Origin of the sequence: Winogradskyella sp. 4-2091, assembly GCF_045765065.1 — a bacterium.
GTDB lineage: Bacteria > Bacteroidota > Bacteroidia > Flavobacteriales > Flavobacteriaceae > Winogradskyella.
In genome coordinates this window covers 200,170-216,905 of the sequence record NZ_JBJKOD010000002.1, presented here as the reverse complement: position 1 = coordinate 216,905, position 16,736 = coordinate 200,170, and the positions used below count along the sequence as shown (strand labels likewise).

Genomic DNA, 16,736 nt, shown 5'->3' with positions numbered 1-16,736 from the left:
AAATTACATTACGCAAAGACTAACACTTAAAACATTTTAATTTAAACAAAACTACAATGAAAAACTATTTTATGGCTTTGGCTTCTTTGTTGTTTATTAGCCATCAGGCAATAGCACAAAAAGTTGAATTTGAAGAATTTGATTTAGACAATGGCTTGCACGTTATTATGCACAAAGATAATACAGCGCCTGTTGTAATAACATCTGTAATGTATGATGTTGGAGGAAAAGATGGCAGCAGAGAACGAACAGGATTTGCTCACTTTTTTGAACACCTTTTATTCGAAGGTTCTGAAAATATAGAGCGTGGAGAATTTATGAAAATTATTCCTGCAAATGGCGGAACTTTTAATGCCAATACCAATAATGATAGAACATATTATTACGAAATATTTCCATCTAATAAGTTAGAATTAGGCTTATGGTTAGAGTCAGAGCGTATGCTTCACCCAGTAATTGACCAAGTTGGTGTAGATACTCAGAATGAAGTTGTAAAAGAGGAAAAGAGACAAAGTATGGACAATAGACCATATGGTGGTTTATTGAAAGCAATTGGGGAAAACCTTTTTAGTGAACATCCTTATAAAGATACTGTAATTGGTGAAATGGATCATTTAGATGCTGCAACTTTAGAAGAGTTTAATGCTTATTTTGATAAGTATTATGGACCAAACAATGCTGTATTAGTTGTTGCTGGTGATATAGATTACGCGAAGACCAAAGCAATGGTAATAGATTACTTTAGCGCTGTAAAGAAAAAACCAGAAGTAGTTCGTGATTTTAAAATGGAAGCGCCTATTACGGAAACTAAAAAGGCGGTGGCTTACGATAAAAATATTCAGATTCCTGCAATTATTGCAGCTTATAGATTACCTGGTCAGTCTACAAGAGAAGCCTATATTTTAGATATGATATCTAGTTATTTAAGTGGCGGAAAAAGTTCAGTGTTATACAAAAAATTAATTGATGAAAAGAAAGAAGCTTTAACTGTACAGGCGGTAAACTTAGGTCAAGTAGATTATAACATTTTTGCATTATTTGCATTACCATCAGGAGACGTTAGTTTAGAAACTTTATTAGCTGATATGGATGAAGAAATTGTAAAAATTCAGAATGAACTTATCAGCGAACGTGACTATAATAAGTTACTAAATCAATTTGAAAATGACTTTGTTAATTCTAACTCTAGTGTAGCTGGTATAGCAGGTTCTTTAGCGAGTTATTATTTATTATATGGTGATGTAAATATCATTAATAATCAATTAGAGATTTACAGATCAATTACTAGAGAAGAAATACAGTCAGTGGCTAAAAAATATTTAAGCCCAAATCAGAGAGTAGAAGTACAATACCTTCCAAAAAAAGAAGATCAATAATATGAAAACAACATTAAGTATGAAAACTAAAATAGTAGCGTTTTTCGCATTATTTATTATAACTATTAGTGCAAGTGCACAGATAGATAGATCTCAGCCACCTGTTGCTGGTCCTGAACCAGAAATTACAATTGAAGAGCCTAAGGAATTTGAATTGAAGAATGGTTTAAAGGTATTGGTTGTAGAAAATCATAAGTTGCCTAAAGTAACATATTCTCTTAGAATAGATAATAAACCAATTGCCACAGGAGATAAAGCTGGTGTTGAGAGTTTATTAGGTAGTATGTTAGGTAACGGAACTACATCTATATCAAAAGATGAATTTAATGAAGAAGTAGACTTTTTAGGTGCAAATTTAAACTTTGGTTTTACTGGTGGTTATGCGAGTTCTTTAACAAAGTATTCAGATAGAATATTAGAATTGTTATCTGACGCAGCTATTAATCCATTATTAACTGAAGAAGAATTTGAAAAAGAAAAAGTTAAATTACTAGAAGGATTAAAAAGTGAGGAAAAAAGCTCAGATGCCATAGCTGGTAGAGTAGGATCGGCTTTATCTTATGGTAAAAAACATCCATATGGTGAGTTTGTAACAGAAGAAACTATTAATAATGTATCTTTTGGTGATGTTGTAGCTTTTTATGAAAAATATTTCAATCCAAATAGTGCTTATTTAGTGGTTATTGGTGATGTTGAATATAAAGATGTAAAGAAGCAAGTAAAAAAATACTTTAAGGATTGGACGAAGTCTGTTGATGTAAATTCTGTAGTACCAAATCCTAGTCCTAATGTTCAGTACACACAAATTAATTTTGTTGATGTACCAGATGCAACACAATCTAACCTTTCTATTACTAACAATGTAAAATTAAAAATGAGTGATGACGATTATCACGCGGCTTTAATTACAAATAATATCTTAGGTGGTGGTGGAGAAGGCTACTTATTTAAGAACCTAAGAGAAGATAAGGGTTATACTTATGGTGCTTATTCTAGATTAGGAAATAGTAGATATGGTGCATCTCGTTTTAATGCTACAGCAAAAGTAAGAAATGAAGTTACTGATAGTGCTGTGGTTGAAGCCTTAAAAGAAATAAAAAGGATTAGAACAGAGCCTGTAGACGCACAACTTTTAAAAGATGCTAAACAAAAGTATATTGGAAATTTTGTAATGGCATTAGAGCGTCCACAAACTATAGCTGATTATGCTTTAAACATTAAATTAAATAACTTACCGCAGGATTTTTATTCTACATATCTTCAAAAAATTAAAGATGTATCTGTAGAAGACATCATGCGTGTCGCTAATAAATACTTTCAAGCAGATAACTTAAGAATTATTGTTGTTGGTAATGGGTCTGAAGTATTAGAAAATTTAGAGAAGACAGAAATACCTATTAAATATTTCGATAAATATGCTAATGCTACAAAAAAGCCAAAATTCGAAGTTAAATTACCAGAAGGTGTAAACGTAAGTTCTGTATTAAATAAATATTTTGATGCTATCGGTGGAAAAGATAAGATTGAAGCTTTAAATTCAATTTTACTGAAGTACGAAGCAAGTGTACAAGGTTCTGCCGTAATAAGTGAAGAAAAGAGAATGAGTGGTAAACTTTCGCAGACGTTATATATGAATGGAAACCCTATGATGGCCATCTTAGCGACACAAGATGCTGTTACAATTAATAAAAATCCACTTCCTCCAGGAATGGCAAATGATATGAAACAATTAGGTGGTTTGATAACTGAATTAAATCTATTAAATTCTGAAACAGCTAAAATAACAGGTGTGGAGAAAGTTGATGGTAAGGAAGCTTACAAAGTGCAGTTTCCAGGTGAAGCAGTTTCATTAACATTTTTCTACGATGTAGAATCGGGATTAAAAGTGAAAGAGATTCAAACAACGTCTATGCAAGGACAATCTCAATCTCAAGAAACGTTTTTAAAAGACTACCAAGAATTTGAAGGGATTAAATTTCCAGGTACAAGAGAAGGTTCTCAAATGGGACAATTGGTTGTTTTTAAGCTCTTAGAAGCTAAGTTAAACGAAGGTGTTACTGATGCAGATTTTAATTAAGAATACCAATTGTTAAATATCTAAAAACCGAAGTGAAAGCTTCGGTTTTTTTATGCTTTTTTTCTATTTGCTAAATAGACTCCAAAAAGAATAAGTAGTGATGCCAATAACTGAATACTATTGAAAGATTCTCCGTCTAATACACCCCAAACTAAAGCTACAATGGGCATTATATAAGTTACGGAAGATGCAAATACAGGTGTTGACATTTGTACTAACCTAAAGAATAATATTTTAGCTAATGCAGTGCCAAATACTGATAAAATAGTAATGTACATCAATGCTTCAGGTAAAGCAGGATTTTTAAAGTGCTCAATAGTAAAAAAATCACTAAATATTAGAACAATAAGCGCCGGAATTACAATAAATACATAATTGCCTGTAGCTATTGCTAGAGGTTTTACATCTTGAAGATAGCGTTTAATAATGTTTACATTGGCTGCATACATTAGTGTAGACGCTATTATATAGCCAGCATATAGATAATTTTGATCAGGATTAAGTTCAGAGCCTTTTAATATTAAAATAGCAGTACCAATAAAACCTATTATGACACCTAATACTTGTCGTTTGTTAGATGCTATTTTAAACACAGCAAAACCCAATAATATGGTGTTAAGTGGCACAAGTGAGTTTAATATAGAAGTTACTGCACTGTCAATTTCTGTCTCTGCTATGGCAAAGAAAAAGGCAGGAATAAATGAGCCTAATAATCCTGATAGTAAAAGCCATTTCCATTTAGATTTGTGTATGGTTTTTAGCTTTTTGTATCCAAAAGCGAGTAAAAGAATCCCTGTAAATAACGTTCTAAGGGCACCAATTTGGTACGGAGTTAATCCAATTAACGATTTTTTTATTAAGATGAATGAGCTTCCCCAAATAATAGAAAGCACTAATAAATATATCCACTTAACGTTTAAATTTTTCATAGTAAGGGTTACTCAATTAATCACAAAATTCGTTAATTATCTCACAAGATTCGTCATTATTTATTAGTTTTAACCAAAATAATAATAGTTTAATTCTATGAATACATTTAAGACAATAAGTTTGGTTGCTATAATAGCATTGGTTTTTACATCATGTAAAAATGAATCTGAACCAGAAGTTATCACTGCAGGTATTGAAGTTTCTGAAAAGGATGTCGCTCAATCATTAGATCCTAATGCAACTTACGCAAAAGTAGAGTTTGGTATTGAAGGTATGACTTGTGCGATGGGTTGTGCTAAAACCATTGAAAAGAAAATGGCTAAAATGGAAGGTGTAAAATCTGCTAAAGTAGATTTTGATAAGCGTTTAGCTATGGTAGAGTATGATGATGCTAAGGTTACTCCTAAATCTTTAGAAGAAACTGTAGGTAAGGTTTCAAAGACATATATAGTAAAAGACATGCAGAAAGTAGAGTCTTTTGGTAGTGAGAAAAAATCATGTTGTGCAGATAAGACTGAAGCTGAAAAGAAGGCTTGTAAAGAAAAATGCGCTAATAAAACAGAAGTAGAAAAGAAAGCTTGTAAGGAAGATTGCAAAGAGAAGTGCTGCAGTGAAGTAAAGAAAGCTAAATAAAATTAGTGTAAAATATCCATAAAAAAAAGGCTGCCAATTTGGTAGCTTTTTTTTATTAAAGTGTTGTTAGAATTTTACACTTGCAAAAGAATAAAGGTAATTAAATAACATGCTATTGGAACTAACCATAAGACGATTATAGATGTTTTTACCCGCTTAGATTTTGCATTTAAAATGGTTCTTTTCTTTCCATTATAACGCATCCAATTTTTAAATACAATAAATAGAGCTACAATAGTTAGTATTGCCCAAAACTTAGTATTAGACATTATTTGCATTTTCATTTGTTTCGCAAATGCCATAAAAAATGCAGACAACGCTAGAATGATAGATATCTCAAGGAGATTAATGTAAATTAAGGCAATCTTTAAGCTGTTTTTACCAAGCGTTTTCTTGTAGTAATTAAAGATTGTAATGTATAAGGTATCTAACATGTAAGAATAAATTGTGAAATAAAAAACCTGCCAATTTATGTTAGCAGGTTTTTTGATTAAAAATATTAATTTTAAATATTATTGTGCTATCACTTTTACATTGTCTATTTCGTAAGTTGCAGAACCAGACGTTGTAGAGGTATATTTAAAAGCGATATATAAATTTTCTCCTGCTGCTGCAGATACGTCTATCTCTCCAGAATCTGTCCAGTTCCAACTACCAGAAGATAAAGTTGCAGAAAGTGGTGTCCAAGATCCACTATCATTAGGGTTTCCACCAGCATAATCAGTAGACATATATACTTCTAATACAGGGCCAGTATAATTCATTGCAGTTTGAAACGTTAATACAGCACCACCAACTGAAGATAAATCAATTGCAGGTGTAATTAACCAGTCTTCATTGTTTTGGTTAGAACCAGCATATCCAGACATTGCTGCACACTTTCCTGGGTTACCGTAAGTGTTTGGAGACCAAACTTGAGCACCAGTTACGCTATAATTAGTCCATGTTAAAAAATCAGTTTCAAATGCTTCAACAAATAAAGGATCACAACGAACACCATCCATAACAACATCGTCAGTAGTGTTAAGTTGTAATACTAAATCGTATCCATCATAAGTTTTGTTGATAATTCCAGCAATAGAACCTTTTCCATCCGTTGGTAATGTAATGTCTTTAAAGTTAGCAAATGTGCTAGATTCCATTACAAACGTTGCAGATTCTCCACAGCTTTCAATAGGTCTAGAAGAATCGTAATCATCAGTTGGATCTACATAAGGTAAACCAGCTAATCCTACAGGAAACTGAACGTCAATTAACTTAACGTACATTCCTAAGTGAGATTCTGTAATTTCAGAAAGATTTAACTCTACAGGTGTAAGTGTTTCAGTTACGCTTGATCTAAAAAGGTGCGAAGGAATTTGATTTGCTGTCATTGCAAGAACGTCATTATCAAAATCATCAATTTTTCCTCCAATAGTAATTACATCATCACCAGTGTTAGTTTCACCAATTACTAAATCCTTCAAATAGATATAAACCTCTCTACCTTGGTTAAATTGGTTATATGTATCTGCCTGGTTTAATACAACTTTAAGTGTAGAAGTAGGATCTGAAGGACTATCTTGAATAAAGAATTCCTTATAAAAGTTTCCTGTTTCATCACTAGAAGATACATATCCTTTTACCATAATATCGGATGCTATTTCAATAGCTTCATACTGTACAGCTAAAGCTCTAACTTCGGTGATTGTTTTCATTTGAATTTCATCATCTTGTCCATTATCTACACGAGCTAATAGTTCATTCAATGCTTCATTTTCTTCATTTCCTAAGCTAGTAGGAACATCATAATCGTCATCTTGTACACAAGATGTAATGGCAATTGATGCCATTAAAACCAATAATAATTTAATCGTTTTATTCATAGCGTTTTTGTTTGTAATTTTTAAATTCATGAATGTTACACATTTCATAATTGTAATATTGTTTATTAATTTTTCTTTTTTTTAGAATCTAAGATACACATTTAAAAAATAGTTTGCGCCTCTACCATACCAATATTTAGAACCAAAGACTCTTGTGTCATTGCTAACGTCATCTCTAAGAGCTCTATAATCAGCTCTTCTTCCTTGCTCAAATCCTCCTGTTTTGTATTCTTTGTCTAATAAATTACCTACACTAGCAAAGAATCCAATATACTTGTCTTTTATTTTCCAAGATTTACCACCTACTAAATTTATGACCATATAGCTAGCAAATTTTTCTTGTTTTAATAACTCGTCCGCTACTTCTGGATCATAGTCATTATAAGGTAAACCATCAACATCTGTGTAAAACTCAGTAGATCTAGATAAAGGACTTATGTCAATATAAGCATTATCAAAGAAGTTAGCTGTTGCTCCAAACCACCAGTAATCAGGATCTCTATATTCAAAACCTACAGAATAAGCTGTTTGTGGTCCACCAGCTACTTTATAGTTTTCTAAATTTGAAGTACTAACTACTCCAGATGTATTTACAGTGTCAGTTAAATTACCATTTTCATCTGTCTCACTAGTTGTAAAATCATCTGAGGTTGAAGTAACGTATAAATTTGGGTTGTTACTGTAAGTATATTGACCAACTGAAGCGGCACCTTTTAATTTAATTGTTGGTGTAACCTGTGCTTCAATCCCTAATTCTCCACCAAAATGTTCTTTGTTTACACCAGATAAAACCTCTTGAATAAAACCTGTTGTACTACCTTGAGTGAAAAAGAATGAAATCTCATTTGCATCTTCTAACGTCGTATAATAACCTGTTAATTTTGCTTTGACAATTGGAGATCTAAAGATATAACTCGCATCTACAGATGTAATTTTTTCTTCAGTGATATTAATGTTCGGATTGTCAACACCATTTATAGTACCTACATAATCATGACTCTCTCTAGAGTTTGTATACGTATTTCTAATTGAAGGTGCTTTAGTAATATAGCCTCCATTAAAGTTTAATAAGTGTTTACCAGTGATTTTGTAGGTGAAGCCGGCTTTAGCGCCTATACCTGTAAACTCTAATTTATCTCCTTTACCAAATGAATTATCGTATTCTACACCATCAATATATGAAATCTGGTTTTCATTCTTATATAGACCTTCACGTTGGTAATCCGTTTTTGTAATACTACCTGCTACAAAAAAGTCAATTTTATTGTATTTAAACTGAGCTTGAGCAAAACCTTTTAGTTCGTTTGCATAGATGTTATAGTTGTATCTAAATTTATCGCCTTCAAATGCAACTTGGTTTGGATTGTTTAAATCAAATTGATTTTGGCTAAATGAATCTACATTCAATGCTCCTGTTGTGCTTCCTAATAAATCAATGATTTGAGCAAAATTTTCAGAATCTAATCTTTTGTAATTAATACCTCCATTTAAAAGTATATTATCATTTAACTCTGTGTTGAAAATGGTGTTTAACGTTAATTGTTTATCGTCATTTCTGTCTTCATACAATACATAGGCAGCGCTTGCTCCAGAAATATTGTTAGTTAAATTAGCATCAATAATTCTTTCCCAATCTATTTGACCGTCATTAATAAACTCTTGTTGAGCTTCATATGCACCTGCTAAATCATCATCTTCTAAAAAGTAACTTGGTAGGTTTTGGTAATATGCCGGACTTGGATTTACGCCACCAGCATAATCTAATCGGCTATTTCCTATTTTTCCAAATTGGTAACCAACATTAGTATTTAAAGTTGTTTTACTATTAATATCCCAATAATGATTTAACATTAAGATTGGTTCTTCAACTTCTTTAATACGTGAGTTTCGTTGTTCACCATCTAAATTACCCCAAAATTCGTTGTATTTAATTCCTTTAAGGTCGTAAACTTCTTGCGTGTTTGCAGAAGATTTACCTCTTCTATTTGGTGTGTATATAGATGTGAAGTTAATGCTATGCTTGTCGTTAATTTTCTTTTCAACTGACCCAAAAAACGAGTTAGAGTCATATAAGGTAGCATCTTGGTAACCTTCTTCTCCCCAACGTCTACCTACCATAAAAGCATAAGACCAGCCGCCTTCCATTAAGCCAGAAGCATAACTAACCATAGCTCTGTTTGTGTAGCTTCGGTTTGAAGAAGAATAGGTAATACGACTTCCTTTTCTGTAACTAGATGCTCTTGTAATGATGTTAGACGTTCCTAAAATACCTCCAAAGTTATATTCTGAAGCCGATAAGCCAGTAGCTAATACTTGGTTACGCATCATATCATTTAATCCGCCCCAATTACTCCATTGAGGTCTACCATTATACATCTTGTTCATTTCAATTCCGTTCATTAAAACAGAACTATTATCTGAATCTAAACCTCTAATTCTAAAAAATGAAGAGCTAAATTCAAAAGCCGCAGTTCTTTGAAAAACATCTAATGAAGAAGACAATAAACCAGAAATGTTATCTGCTCCACTTGTATCATCGTTTAATTCATCGTCTGATAAAGTGATAGTAAATAAATCTTGCGCTCCAGTAATATCTATCTCTAAAGTCATGTCGGTAATATTTACAACACCACCTTCATTAACAATAATAGGATAACGCTTTGTTTCGTAACCTGTTTTAGAGATTTTAAGAACTTGTTCTCCCAATGGTACATTGCTTGAAAAAATAAATTCACCCAATCCATCTGTTAAAGTGGATTGTTGAGTTTCTTCAATTGTAATTGTTACATCCGGAATTGGTTCAAAAGACACAGCGTCTTTAACACTACCTTTTATAATGGTATTCTGAGCCATCATTGTGAAGGAAGAGAAAATTCCAAATAATAAAATAATTAAACTTCTTTTCATACTTAATTTTAAAGTTAATAGTCTTTGTAGATTAAAAAATAGTTATTTAAGGCGTGCAAATTTACATTATTTATAATAAATATATACTTTTGGCTTAAGATTTGTAACGTTATTAATGTTAACATAACATACGCTAAATGAAAAAATTAAAACTAGGATTACTTGTGCTATCTGTTATAGCATTTGTTAATTTAAATGCTCAAGAAAAAAAGAAGTTTAAAATTCACACGGTAGCTTTCTATAATTTAGAGAACCTTTTTGATACTATTAATGACCCTACAAAATATGATGAAGCAAGTCCTATAATGGAAATGAATGAATCATTGCGTGGAGAGGTTTACAAGAATAAAGTTAAAAACATGGCGAGAGTGGTTGCTGATATTGGCTCTGACGCTACAGGAAATACACCTGCAATAATTGGGGTTTCTGAAGTTGAAAATAGACAAGTTCTTATGGATTTGGTTAATGATCCTCAGTTATTAGATAAAGATTATGGAATTATTCATTATGAATCGCCAGATAAACGAGGTATTGATGTCGCATTACTTTATCAAAAAGCGCTTTTTACACCTATAGAGACGAGTTCTCATGAACTTCTTATATATGATGACTTAACACGAAAACGTGTTTTTACTAGAGATCAGTTACTGGTTTCAGGTAAGTTAGAAGGTGACTTAATGCATATTATAGTAAATCACTGGCCATCTAGAAGTGGTGGAGAGGCACGTAGTAGATCTAAAAGGGTTGGTGCTGCAAAGCTAAATAAAAGAATTATGGATTCATTACAATCTATAGATCCTTACGCTAAGATAATTACAATGGGTGATTATAATGATGACCCAACAAATGCAAGTTTCAAAAAAGCGCTTAAAACCACAGCAGATAAGAAAAAAGTTCCACTTAAAGGGATCTATAATCCGTTTGAGAACCAATATAAGAAACAAGGATTAGGAACAACAGGATATAGAGATGCTTGGAGTTTATTTGATCAGGTATTAGTAACAAAACCTTTTTTAGATAAAGATTATTCTTCATTTCGTTATTACAAGTCAGGAATATTTAATAAACACTATTTAAGCAACAAACATGGCAGATACAAAGGATATCCATTAAGAAGTTTTGCAGATGGTGGATTTACCGATGGCTTTAGTGATCATTTTCCAGTTTATATTTATTTAGTAAAAGAAGCTGAGGAAACTAAACCTGTAGAGAAAATGGAAACTGAGACAAAAAATTAATAGTCTCACGTAATAAAAAAGCGTCTAGAATTTAATTCTAGACGCTTTTTTATGCGGTTTCGTTAAATTCTAAAACCAAATACTCCAAGGGATTTTTGCTAAAACTAATACTAAAGCTATAGTATAAAAAATAGCTAACATTTTAAATTTTGGTTTAGAAGTCAGTTTCTTTTTGTGTTTAGAATAGCCTATAGTTACTAATGTCACAGCAATTATCATTGTTAATGGATGCTCAATAATTAAGTTTCTTAATGCTGAGTTTTTCATTACTTCACCCATACCACCTACTTGTTCTATAGTAGAGAAATAGCCTTTTGTGAAATATAAAATAATACCTAAAAGTAGCTGAATATGCATTGTTATAAGTGCAAACAAAGAAATTCTAAAATCTTTGGCATCAAACTCTTTGTCTCCAAAAAACTTAATGAGTGCATTGATTGTGGCAAGTACTAAAACGATTAGAACTAAATAAGCCCATTTTGAATGTAAAAATTGAAGTGTTTCCATAAAGAATAAGTTGATTGATTTCTGCAAAAGTAGTAATTTGAAAGCTAACACGTTTATTTGGAAATTGTAATTTTATGTTTCAAACTATTTCCTAATTCGTCCATTACTGTAATTACGTGCTCTCCTGAGGTTGGTAAAACAGCCATATCATGAATGTCTTTAGTGCTGCCAATATACTCACTGTCAATGTACCAGTAAATTTCTAATTCTGGTTTTGAGTGGGCTACTTTAAGTATTAAATCGTTCACTTTTCCGTTAAAATCTTTAGGCAAATAAATAGTACTTTGCTGATTTGGGTATATAAATTCCATGGAAACATCTACAGACGTTGCACAATCTGCTCTAAATGGTGGCAAAGGTTTATAGAATGGATTCTTATTTTTGAAATAATGGGCTTGTAAAGGTGGTAATACAAACCATGATTTGGTATTAATTTGTGAAACAGGTTCACAAGAGGAATTTAGCTGAAATTGCTCAGTAGCATCTACATGTATAATTTTATGATAAGGGCAAGGTTCTGTTTTTTTTCCACTAGTTTGTATAAATCGTAATTCAGTATCATCACAAATTGAAGAGGCTCTATAGCCACTTTTTTTACAAATGTCTACTTCTAACATTTCGTCATATGGTTGTGCAAACCAATTGGTTTTTGGTAGCAAATCAAAAACATCAAACAGAACTGGTGCTGCGGTTTGTACACCAACTAAACCAGGACGTCCCTCACCATCAGCATTCCCAACCCAAACACCAACGACGTAATCTTTTGTTGTGCCAATTGCCCATGCATCTCTAAAACCAAAGCTGGTGCCTGTTTTCCATGCAATTTCTTGAGAAGAATCATAATATTCCCAGCTTTCATCACTTTCTGGTCGATTAACCTGTTTCATGCTTTCAAAAGTGAGATATATAGATGCAGCATCAAAAACATCTTTTTGAGTGGTTTGTTTTCCTAAGTCAATAGTATTATTTGAATTGTAAATCGGTTGGCAAAATTCATTTGTAAAATACTGACTAGAATTGTCATTAAAGTGATTCAAAGTCGAAGCCATTGCAGCATAACTTTTACATAAATCCCAAAGATTACTTTCTGCGCCACCAAGAACTAGAGATAAACCATAATGATTAGCGTTGTATTTTAAATCTTTTAGTTTTAATGCTTTTAGATAATGATAAAACCGATCTAGACCAAATTCTTGTAGCATCCTCACTATAGGGACATTAAGTGAACGGGATAAAGCTTCGTTTGCAAAAACGGCACCATCATAAGATTGATTATAATTCTCGGGTTGATAGCTACCAAACTGTGTTGGCACATCCGCAACTAAAGTATTTGGTAATAAATCGCCAGCATCTAGCATTGCTGCGTATAAAAATGGTTTTAAAATACTACCAGTACTTCGAGGTTTGTCTATAATATCTACACTTTTTTGATGCGCATTATCTGTAGGAGAATTACCTATATACGTCAATACTTTTCTAGTTTTTACATCTAATACTAAAACAGACATGTTATAAATTTCATTTTGCTTTAGTAGATTATAATGTTGCTTTACTATGGTATTAGCTTGTTCTTGTAACGCTATATTTATAGTTGTCTTAATACGTTTTCCTCTACTGTCTTTTGCTACTTTTTGCAATAGGTGTGGTGCAATTTGTGGTAATGGATATGGTTTTTGTGGTAAACCTTCTGCAATGGAAAGCTCATAAGTAAGCTCGTCAATTGTGCCATTATTGTATATTTTTTTTAACAATCGATTGCGTTTGTCTAACAAGTGTTTTTGGTTTTTTCCAGGATAAATTAAACTCGGTGCATTAGGTAAAACAGCTAAAGTGGCACTTTCTGCCCAAGATAAGTTTGAGGCATTTCTATTAAAGTAACGCCAAGATGCCGCGTCTATCCCAACGACGTTTCCTCCAAATGGAGCATGACTTGCGTATAAGTTTAAAATTTCTTCTTTTGATAATTTAAACTCTAATCGCGTGGCTAAAATAATTTCCTTTACCTTTTCTAAGTATGTACGCGATTGTCCTTTTCTCGAAAGTCTAATAACTTGTTGCGTTAATGTGCTGCCACCTCTTTTTACAGAACCAGAACTGATATTACCTTTTATAGCCTTAAATATTGAAACTGGATTAAAACCAGGATGTTTGTAGAAATATTCATCTTCAAATTGAAGAATACAAGTTTTAAATTTTTCTGGTATACTGTCATTTGCAGGAAAACGCCATTGACCATCATCTGCAATCAATGCACCTAATAATTCATTTGACTCGCTAGTTATTACAGTTGCCGTTGGATCTTTAAATAATTGTTGAGGTAAACAGAAATAATAGGATACAATGAAGACTAAAACCACTACAGATTTAATCTTATTTTGTTTAAAGTATCTTATTAACCTATACATAACCTATACAATTGTAGTTTTTACTTTTATTTAGAAGAAAAATGAATTTTGTTAGACAAAGTTATCTATATATTTATACGTGAGAAAATCATTTATAAGTCTTAAGGTAGTCATAATTTTTTGCATAATTTTTGCATTTAAAACTGCGAATGCACAATTAGGTTTTTGTCAAGGGAATTCAGGTGATCCAATTTTTACAGAAACATTTGGTACAGGAGCACAAAACATAGCTTTACCTGCAGGTACTACAACGTATTCATACGCTGGTAATCAAAATCCAAATGATGGATTTTATACAGTGTCTAGCACATCTAATTATTTCGATTGGTTTACTGTTACTGATCATACTGAAAATGATACGAACGGAAGAATGCTCATTGTTAATTCTAGTTTCTCAGCAGGAGAGTTTTACAAAACTACCATAAATGGACTTTGTGAAAATACGACATATGAATTTTCTTCGTGGCTCGTAAATTTAACACCTCCAAATGGTTTTTGTGGTGCAGGAGCTATTCCTATCAATGTAAGTTTTGAAATTTGGGATACTACAGAAACCACTCTTTTAGCTTCAGGTACTACTGGAAATATATTTGGAACAACTGCAACGGACTGGAATCAATATGCATTAGTTTTTCAATCTACAATAGGGCAAACATCAGTAGTGCTAAAAATGATTAATAATGCACCAGGAGGCTGCGGTAATGATTTGGCTATTGATGACATAGTATTTAAGAGTTGTGGCGATTCTATTGATGTTAACGATGGTACAAGCAGTAATTCTGTTACACTGTGTAGTACACAAACGCCTTATTCAGAAATTATTACCGCTGCACCAGACAATGTTGTATTTAATGACCATTTTTATCAGTGGCAGTTCAGTACGGATAATCTTAATTGGGTTGACATTCCGAGTGAAACGAGTGCTTCAATTTCAGTTATTGACATTATAACAACAACGTATTATAGAGCTAAAGTAGCTGAATATCCTTCTAACTTAAATAATAATGATTGTATAACATTTTCTGATGTTTATGAAATCATTATTAATCAAGCACCACCTGAACCTGCAACAGAATGTTGGGAAACCGCTACCTTCAGTGATCTTACTTGTAGTTGGACGATAACAGGATCTCAACCTTTAGCACCAACAAATTTGGAGTGTTGGCAATCCGTTATCTTTAATAATTCTACTTGTGATTGGGATGTAACTGGTGTGCAACCAGTAGAACCAACAACAGAATGCTGGGAATTAGCAACCTTTAATACAGTAAGTTGTGTTTGGGAAGTTTCAGGCACGCAACCAATACAGCCAACAATAGAATGTTGGGAAACAACTACATTTAACAATATAACGTGTGTTTGGGATATAACAGGTACTCAGCCTAACGAACCTATAGATTTAGAGTGTTGGCAAACGGCAGCTTTTGATGAAACCATTTGCGATTGGGAAATTACGGGAGAACAACCAGAAGAGCCAATTGTTGCATGTTGGCAAACTACAGTTTTTAATTCTTCAGCTTGTGTTTGGGAGGTTTCTGGAACACAGCCAGTACAACCTACAAATTTAGAGTGTTGGCAATCTACAACCTTTAATGATTTAGTTTGCGAATGGGAAATTATAGGAGAGCAACCCAATGCACCTGTAGATTTGTTTTGCTGGCAAACGACAGCTTTTAATTCATCTATATGTGAATGGGAAATACTAGGAGAACAACCATTAGTATACAGCGAAGAGTTTTTGTTTTTATGTGAAGATGAAACGATAGAAATAGAAGCTATTTCAACTATTGACAATCCGAGTTACTTATGGAGTTCTGGAGAAATAACGTCTTCTATTATAATTGATTCAGAGGGCATTTATACTGTTGAGGTAACAGATGGTTGCCTTACCGAAATTATAAATTTTATCGTTACATTAATTGAAATTCCACAGATTGAAAGTGTGAGTTCAGATGGAAGTTCTATTATTGTAAGTCTTATTAATGATGGAGATTATGTGTACTCTATTGATGGCATAAATTATCAATACACTAATAGTTTTGGAAACGTACAAAGTGAATTATATACTATATACATAAAATCTAATAGTTGCGATTTTGTGGTCACTCAAGAGTATTTTCACTTTTATACTCAAAAATTTATAACGCCAAATGGCGATGGTATTAATGATGTTTTTATATTTAATGTAGCTCAGTATTTTGCAACTTCAGAGGTTTCAATTTTTGATCGTTATGGTAAGTTGTTGTACTCCGTAAAAAACAGTAATGGGTTTTGGGATGGAACTTTTAATAATGCTAAATTACCAACATCAGATTATTGGTATCGCATCGTTTTAGATGACAAAAAATATGTTGGTCATTTTACTTTAAAACGCTGATTTATTAAAAGTTTTTTTAGATCCTGACCACGTTCTAGAATTTAAAAATAAATACACTTAACACGGTTTTTAGGATTTTAAAAACTCATATTCACGTTCTACTTTACAAATCTTCACATTGTACCAATTGTACCATTCATTGCGTCCTTTTTGCTGTGCAAACAGATGCGCAGTATTAGCTTTCCAATTTTTAATTGCTTCTAAATCTTTCCAATAACTTACTGTAATGCCAACTTCATTTCTTGCAGAATCGATGCCTAAAAACCCATTTTGCTTTTTAGCTAAACTTTCCATTTCATCAGCCATTTCTGTATAACCTTCTGTGTTTTCAGTTTGTGTTGAGGTAAAAATTACAGCGTAGTATGGTTTGTCGTTCGTCATGTTGTAATGTATTAATATTTCAAGAAATTAAATTATAAAG

At 32.4% G+C, this 16,736-nt stretch carries 12 protein-coding genes; 5 read left to right on the top strand and 7 right to left on the bottom strand.

The annotated features are described in order from the left end of the window. The first annotated feature begins 56 nt into the window (after nt 1–56). Nucleotides 57–1,376: a pitrilysin family protein gene (locus tag ACJBCC_RS03335; protein ID WP_299098392.1), complete on the top strand. Its 1,320-nt coding sequence runs from the start codon at nt 57–59 to the stop codon at nt 1,374–1,376. A 19-nt stretch (nt 1,377–1,395) separates the two neighbouring features. Continuing rightward, nucleotides 1,396–3,453 (top strand): pitrilysin family protein, encoded by a 2,058-nt coding sequence (locus tag ACJBCC_RS03330; protein WP_299098393.1) that lies wholly within the window; start codon nt 1,396–1,398, stop codon nt 3,451–3,453. Nucleotides 3,454–3,503: 50 nt separating this feature from the next. Here the strand turns inward: ACJBCC_RS03330 and ACJBCC_RS03325 are convergent, their stop codons facing one another. Further along, entirely contained in the window at nt 3,504–4,382 is an 879-nt protein-coding gene (locus ACJBCC_RS03325) for a DMT family transporter (RefSeq protein WP_407556396.1), read from the bottom strand. A 97-nt stretch (nt 4,383–4,479) separates the two neighbouring features. Here ACJBCC_RS03325 and ACJBCC_RS03320 point away from each other — a divergent pair, with 97 nt between their 5' ends. Beyond that, nucleotides 4,480–5,016: a cation transporter gene (locus ACJBCC_RS03320; RefSeq protein WP_299098395.1), complete on the top strand. Its 537-nt coding sequence runs from the start codon at nt 4,480–4,482 to the stop codon at nt 5,014–5,016. Between the two features lie 74 nt (nt 5,017–5,090). Here ACJBCC_RS03320 and ACJBCC_RS03315 read toward each other — a convergent pair whose 3' ends face one another. From ACJBCC_RS03315 to ACJBCC_RS03305, 3 genes are all read right to left on the bottom strand, one after another. After that, entirely contained in the window at nt 5,091–5,450 is a 360-nt protein-coding gene (locus ACJBCC_RS03315) for a hypothetical protein (RefSeq protein WP_407556395.1), read from the bottom strand. 78 nt (nt 5,451–5,528) lie between these two features. After that, complete coding sequence (locus ACJBCC_RS03310; RefSeq protein WP_299098397.1) at nt 5,529–6,881, bottom strand: DUF5689 domain-containing protein; 1,353 nt, start codon at nt 6,879–6,881, stop codon at nt 5,529–5,531. 81 nt (nt 6,882–6,962) lie between these two features. Further along, entirely contained in the window at nt 6,963–9,788 is a 2,826-nt protein-coding gene (locus tag ACJBCC_RS03305; RefSeq protein ID WP_299098398.1) for a carboxypeptidase regulatory-like domain-containing protein, read from the bottom strand. Between the two features lie 137 nt (nt 9,789–9,925). Here ACJBCC_RS03305 and ACJBCC_RS03300 point away from each other — a divergent pair, with 137 nt between their 5' ends. Next, nucleotides 9,926–11,026 carry an endonuclease/exonuclease/phosphatase family protein gene (locus ACJBCC_RS03300; RefSeq protein ID WP_299098399.1) on the top strand — a complete coding sequence of 367 codons (1,101 nt, stop codon included), beginning with the start codon at nt 9,926–9,928 and terminating at the stop codon, nt 11,024–11,026. A gap of 69 nt (nt 11,027–11,095) precedes the next feature. Here ACJBCC_RS03300 and ACJBCC_RS03295 read toward each other — a convergent pair whose 3' ends face one another. Together ACJBCC_RS03295 and pbpC are read right to left on the bottom strand one after the other, a co-directional pair. Then, nucleotides 11,096–11,533 (bottom strand): hypothetical protein, encoded by a 438-nt coding sequence (locus tag ACJBCC_RS03295; RefSeq protein WP_299098400.1) that lies wholly within the window; start codon nt 11,531–11,533, stop codon nt 11,096–11,098. Between the two features lie 53 nt (nt 11,534–11,586). After that, a complete protein-coding gene (gene pbpC, locus ACJBCC_RS03290) occupies nt 11,587–13,938 on the bottom strand; it encodes a penicillin-binding protein 1C (protein WP_299098401.1) in 2,352 nt (783 codons plus the stop codon). Nucleotides 13,939–14,017: 79 nt separating this feature from the next. Here pbpC and ACJBCC_RS03285 point away from each other — a divergent pair, with 79 nt between their 5' ends. Further along, on the top strand, nt 14,018–16,315 hold the full coding sequence (locus tag ACJBCC_RS03285) for a T9SS type B sorting domain-containing protein (RefSeq protein ID WP_407556394.1): 2,298 nt from the start codon (nt 14,018–14,020) through the stop codon (nt 16,313–16,315). A 69-nt stretch (nt 16,316–16,384) separates the two neighbouring features. On the opposite strand, the gene ACJBCC_RS03280 is transcribed toward ACJBCC_RS03285, so the two are convergent. Next, nucleotides 16,385–16,696 (bottom strand): antibiotic biosynthesis monooxygenase, encoded by a 312-nt coding sequence (locus ACJBCC_RS03280; protein WP_299098403.1) that lies wholly within the window; start codon nt 16,694–16,696, stop codon nt 16,385–16,387. Nucleotides 16,697–16,736: the final 40 nt, after the last annotated feature.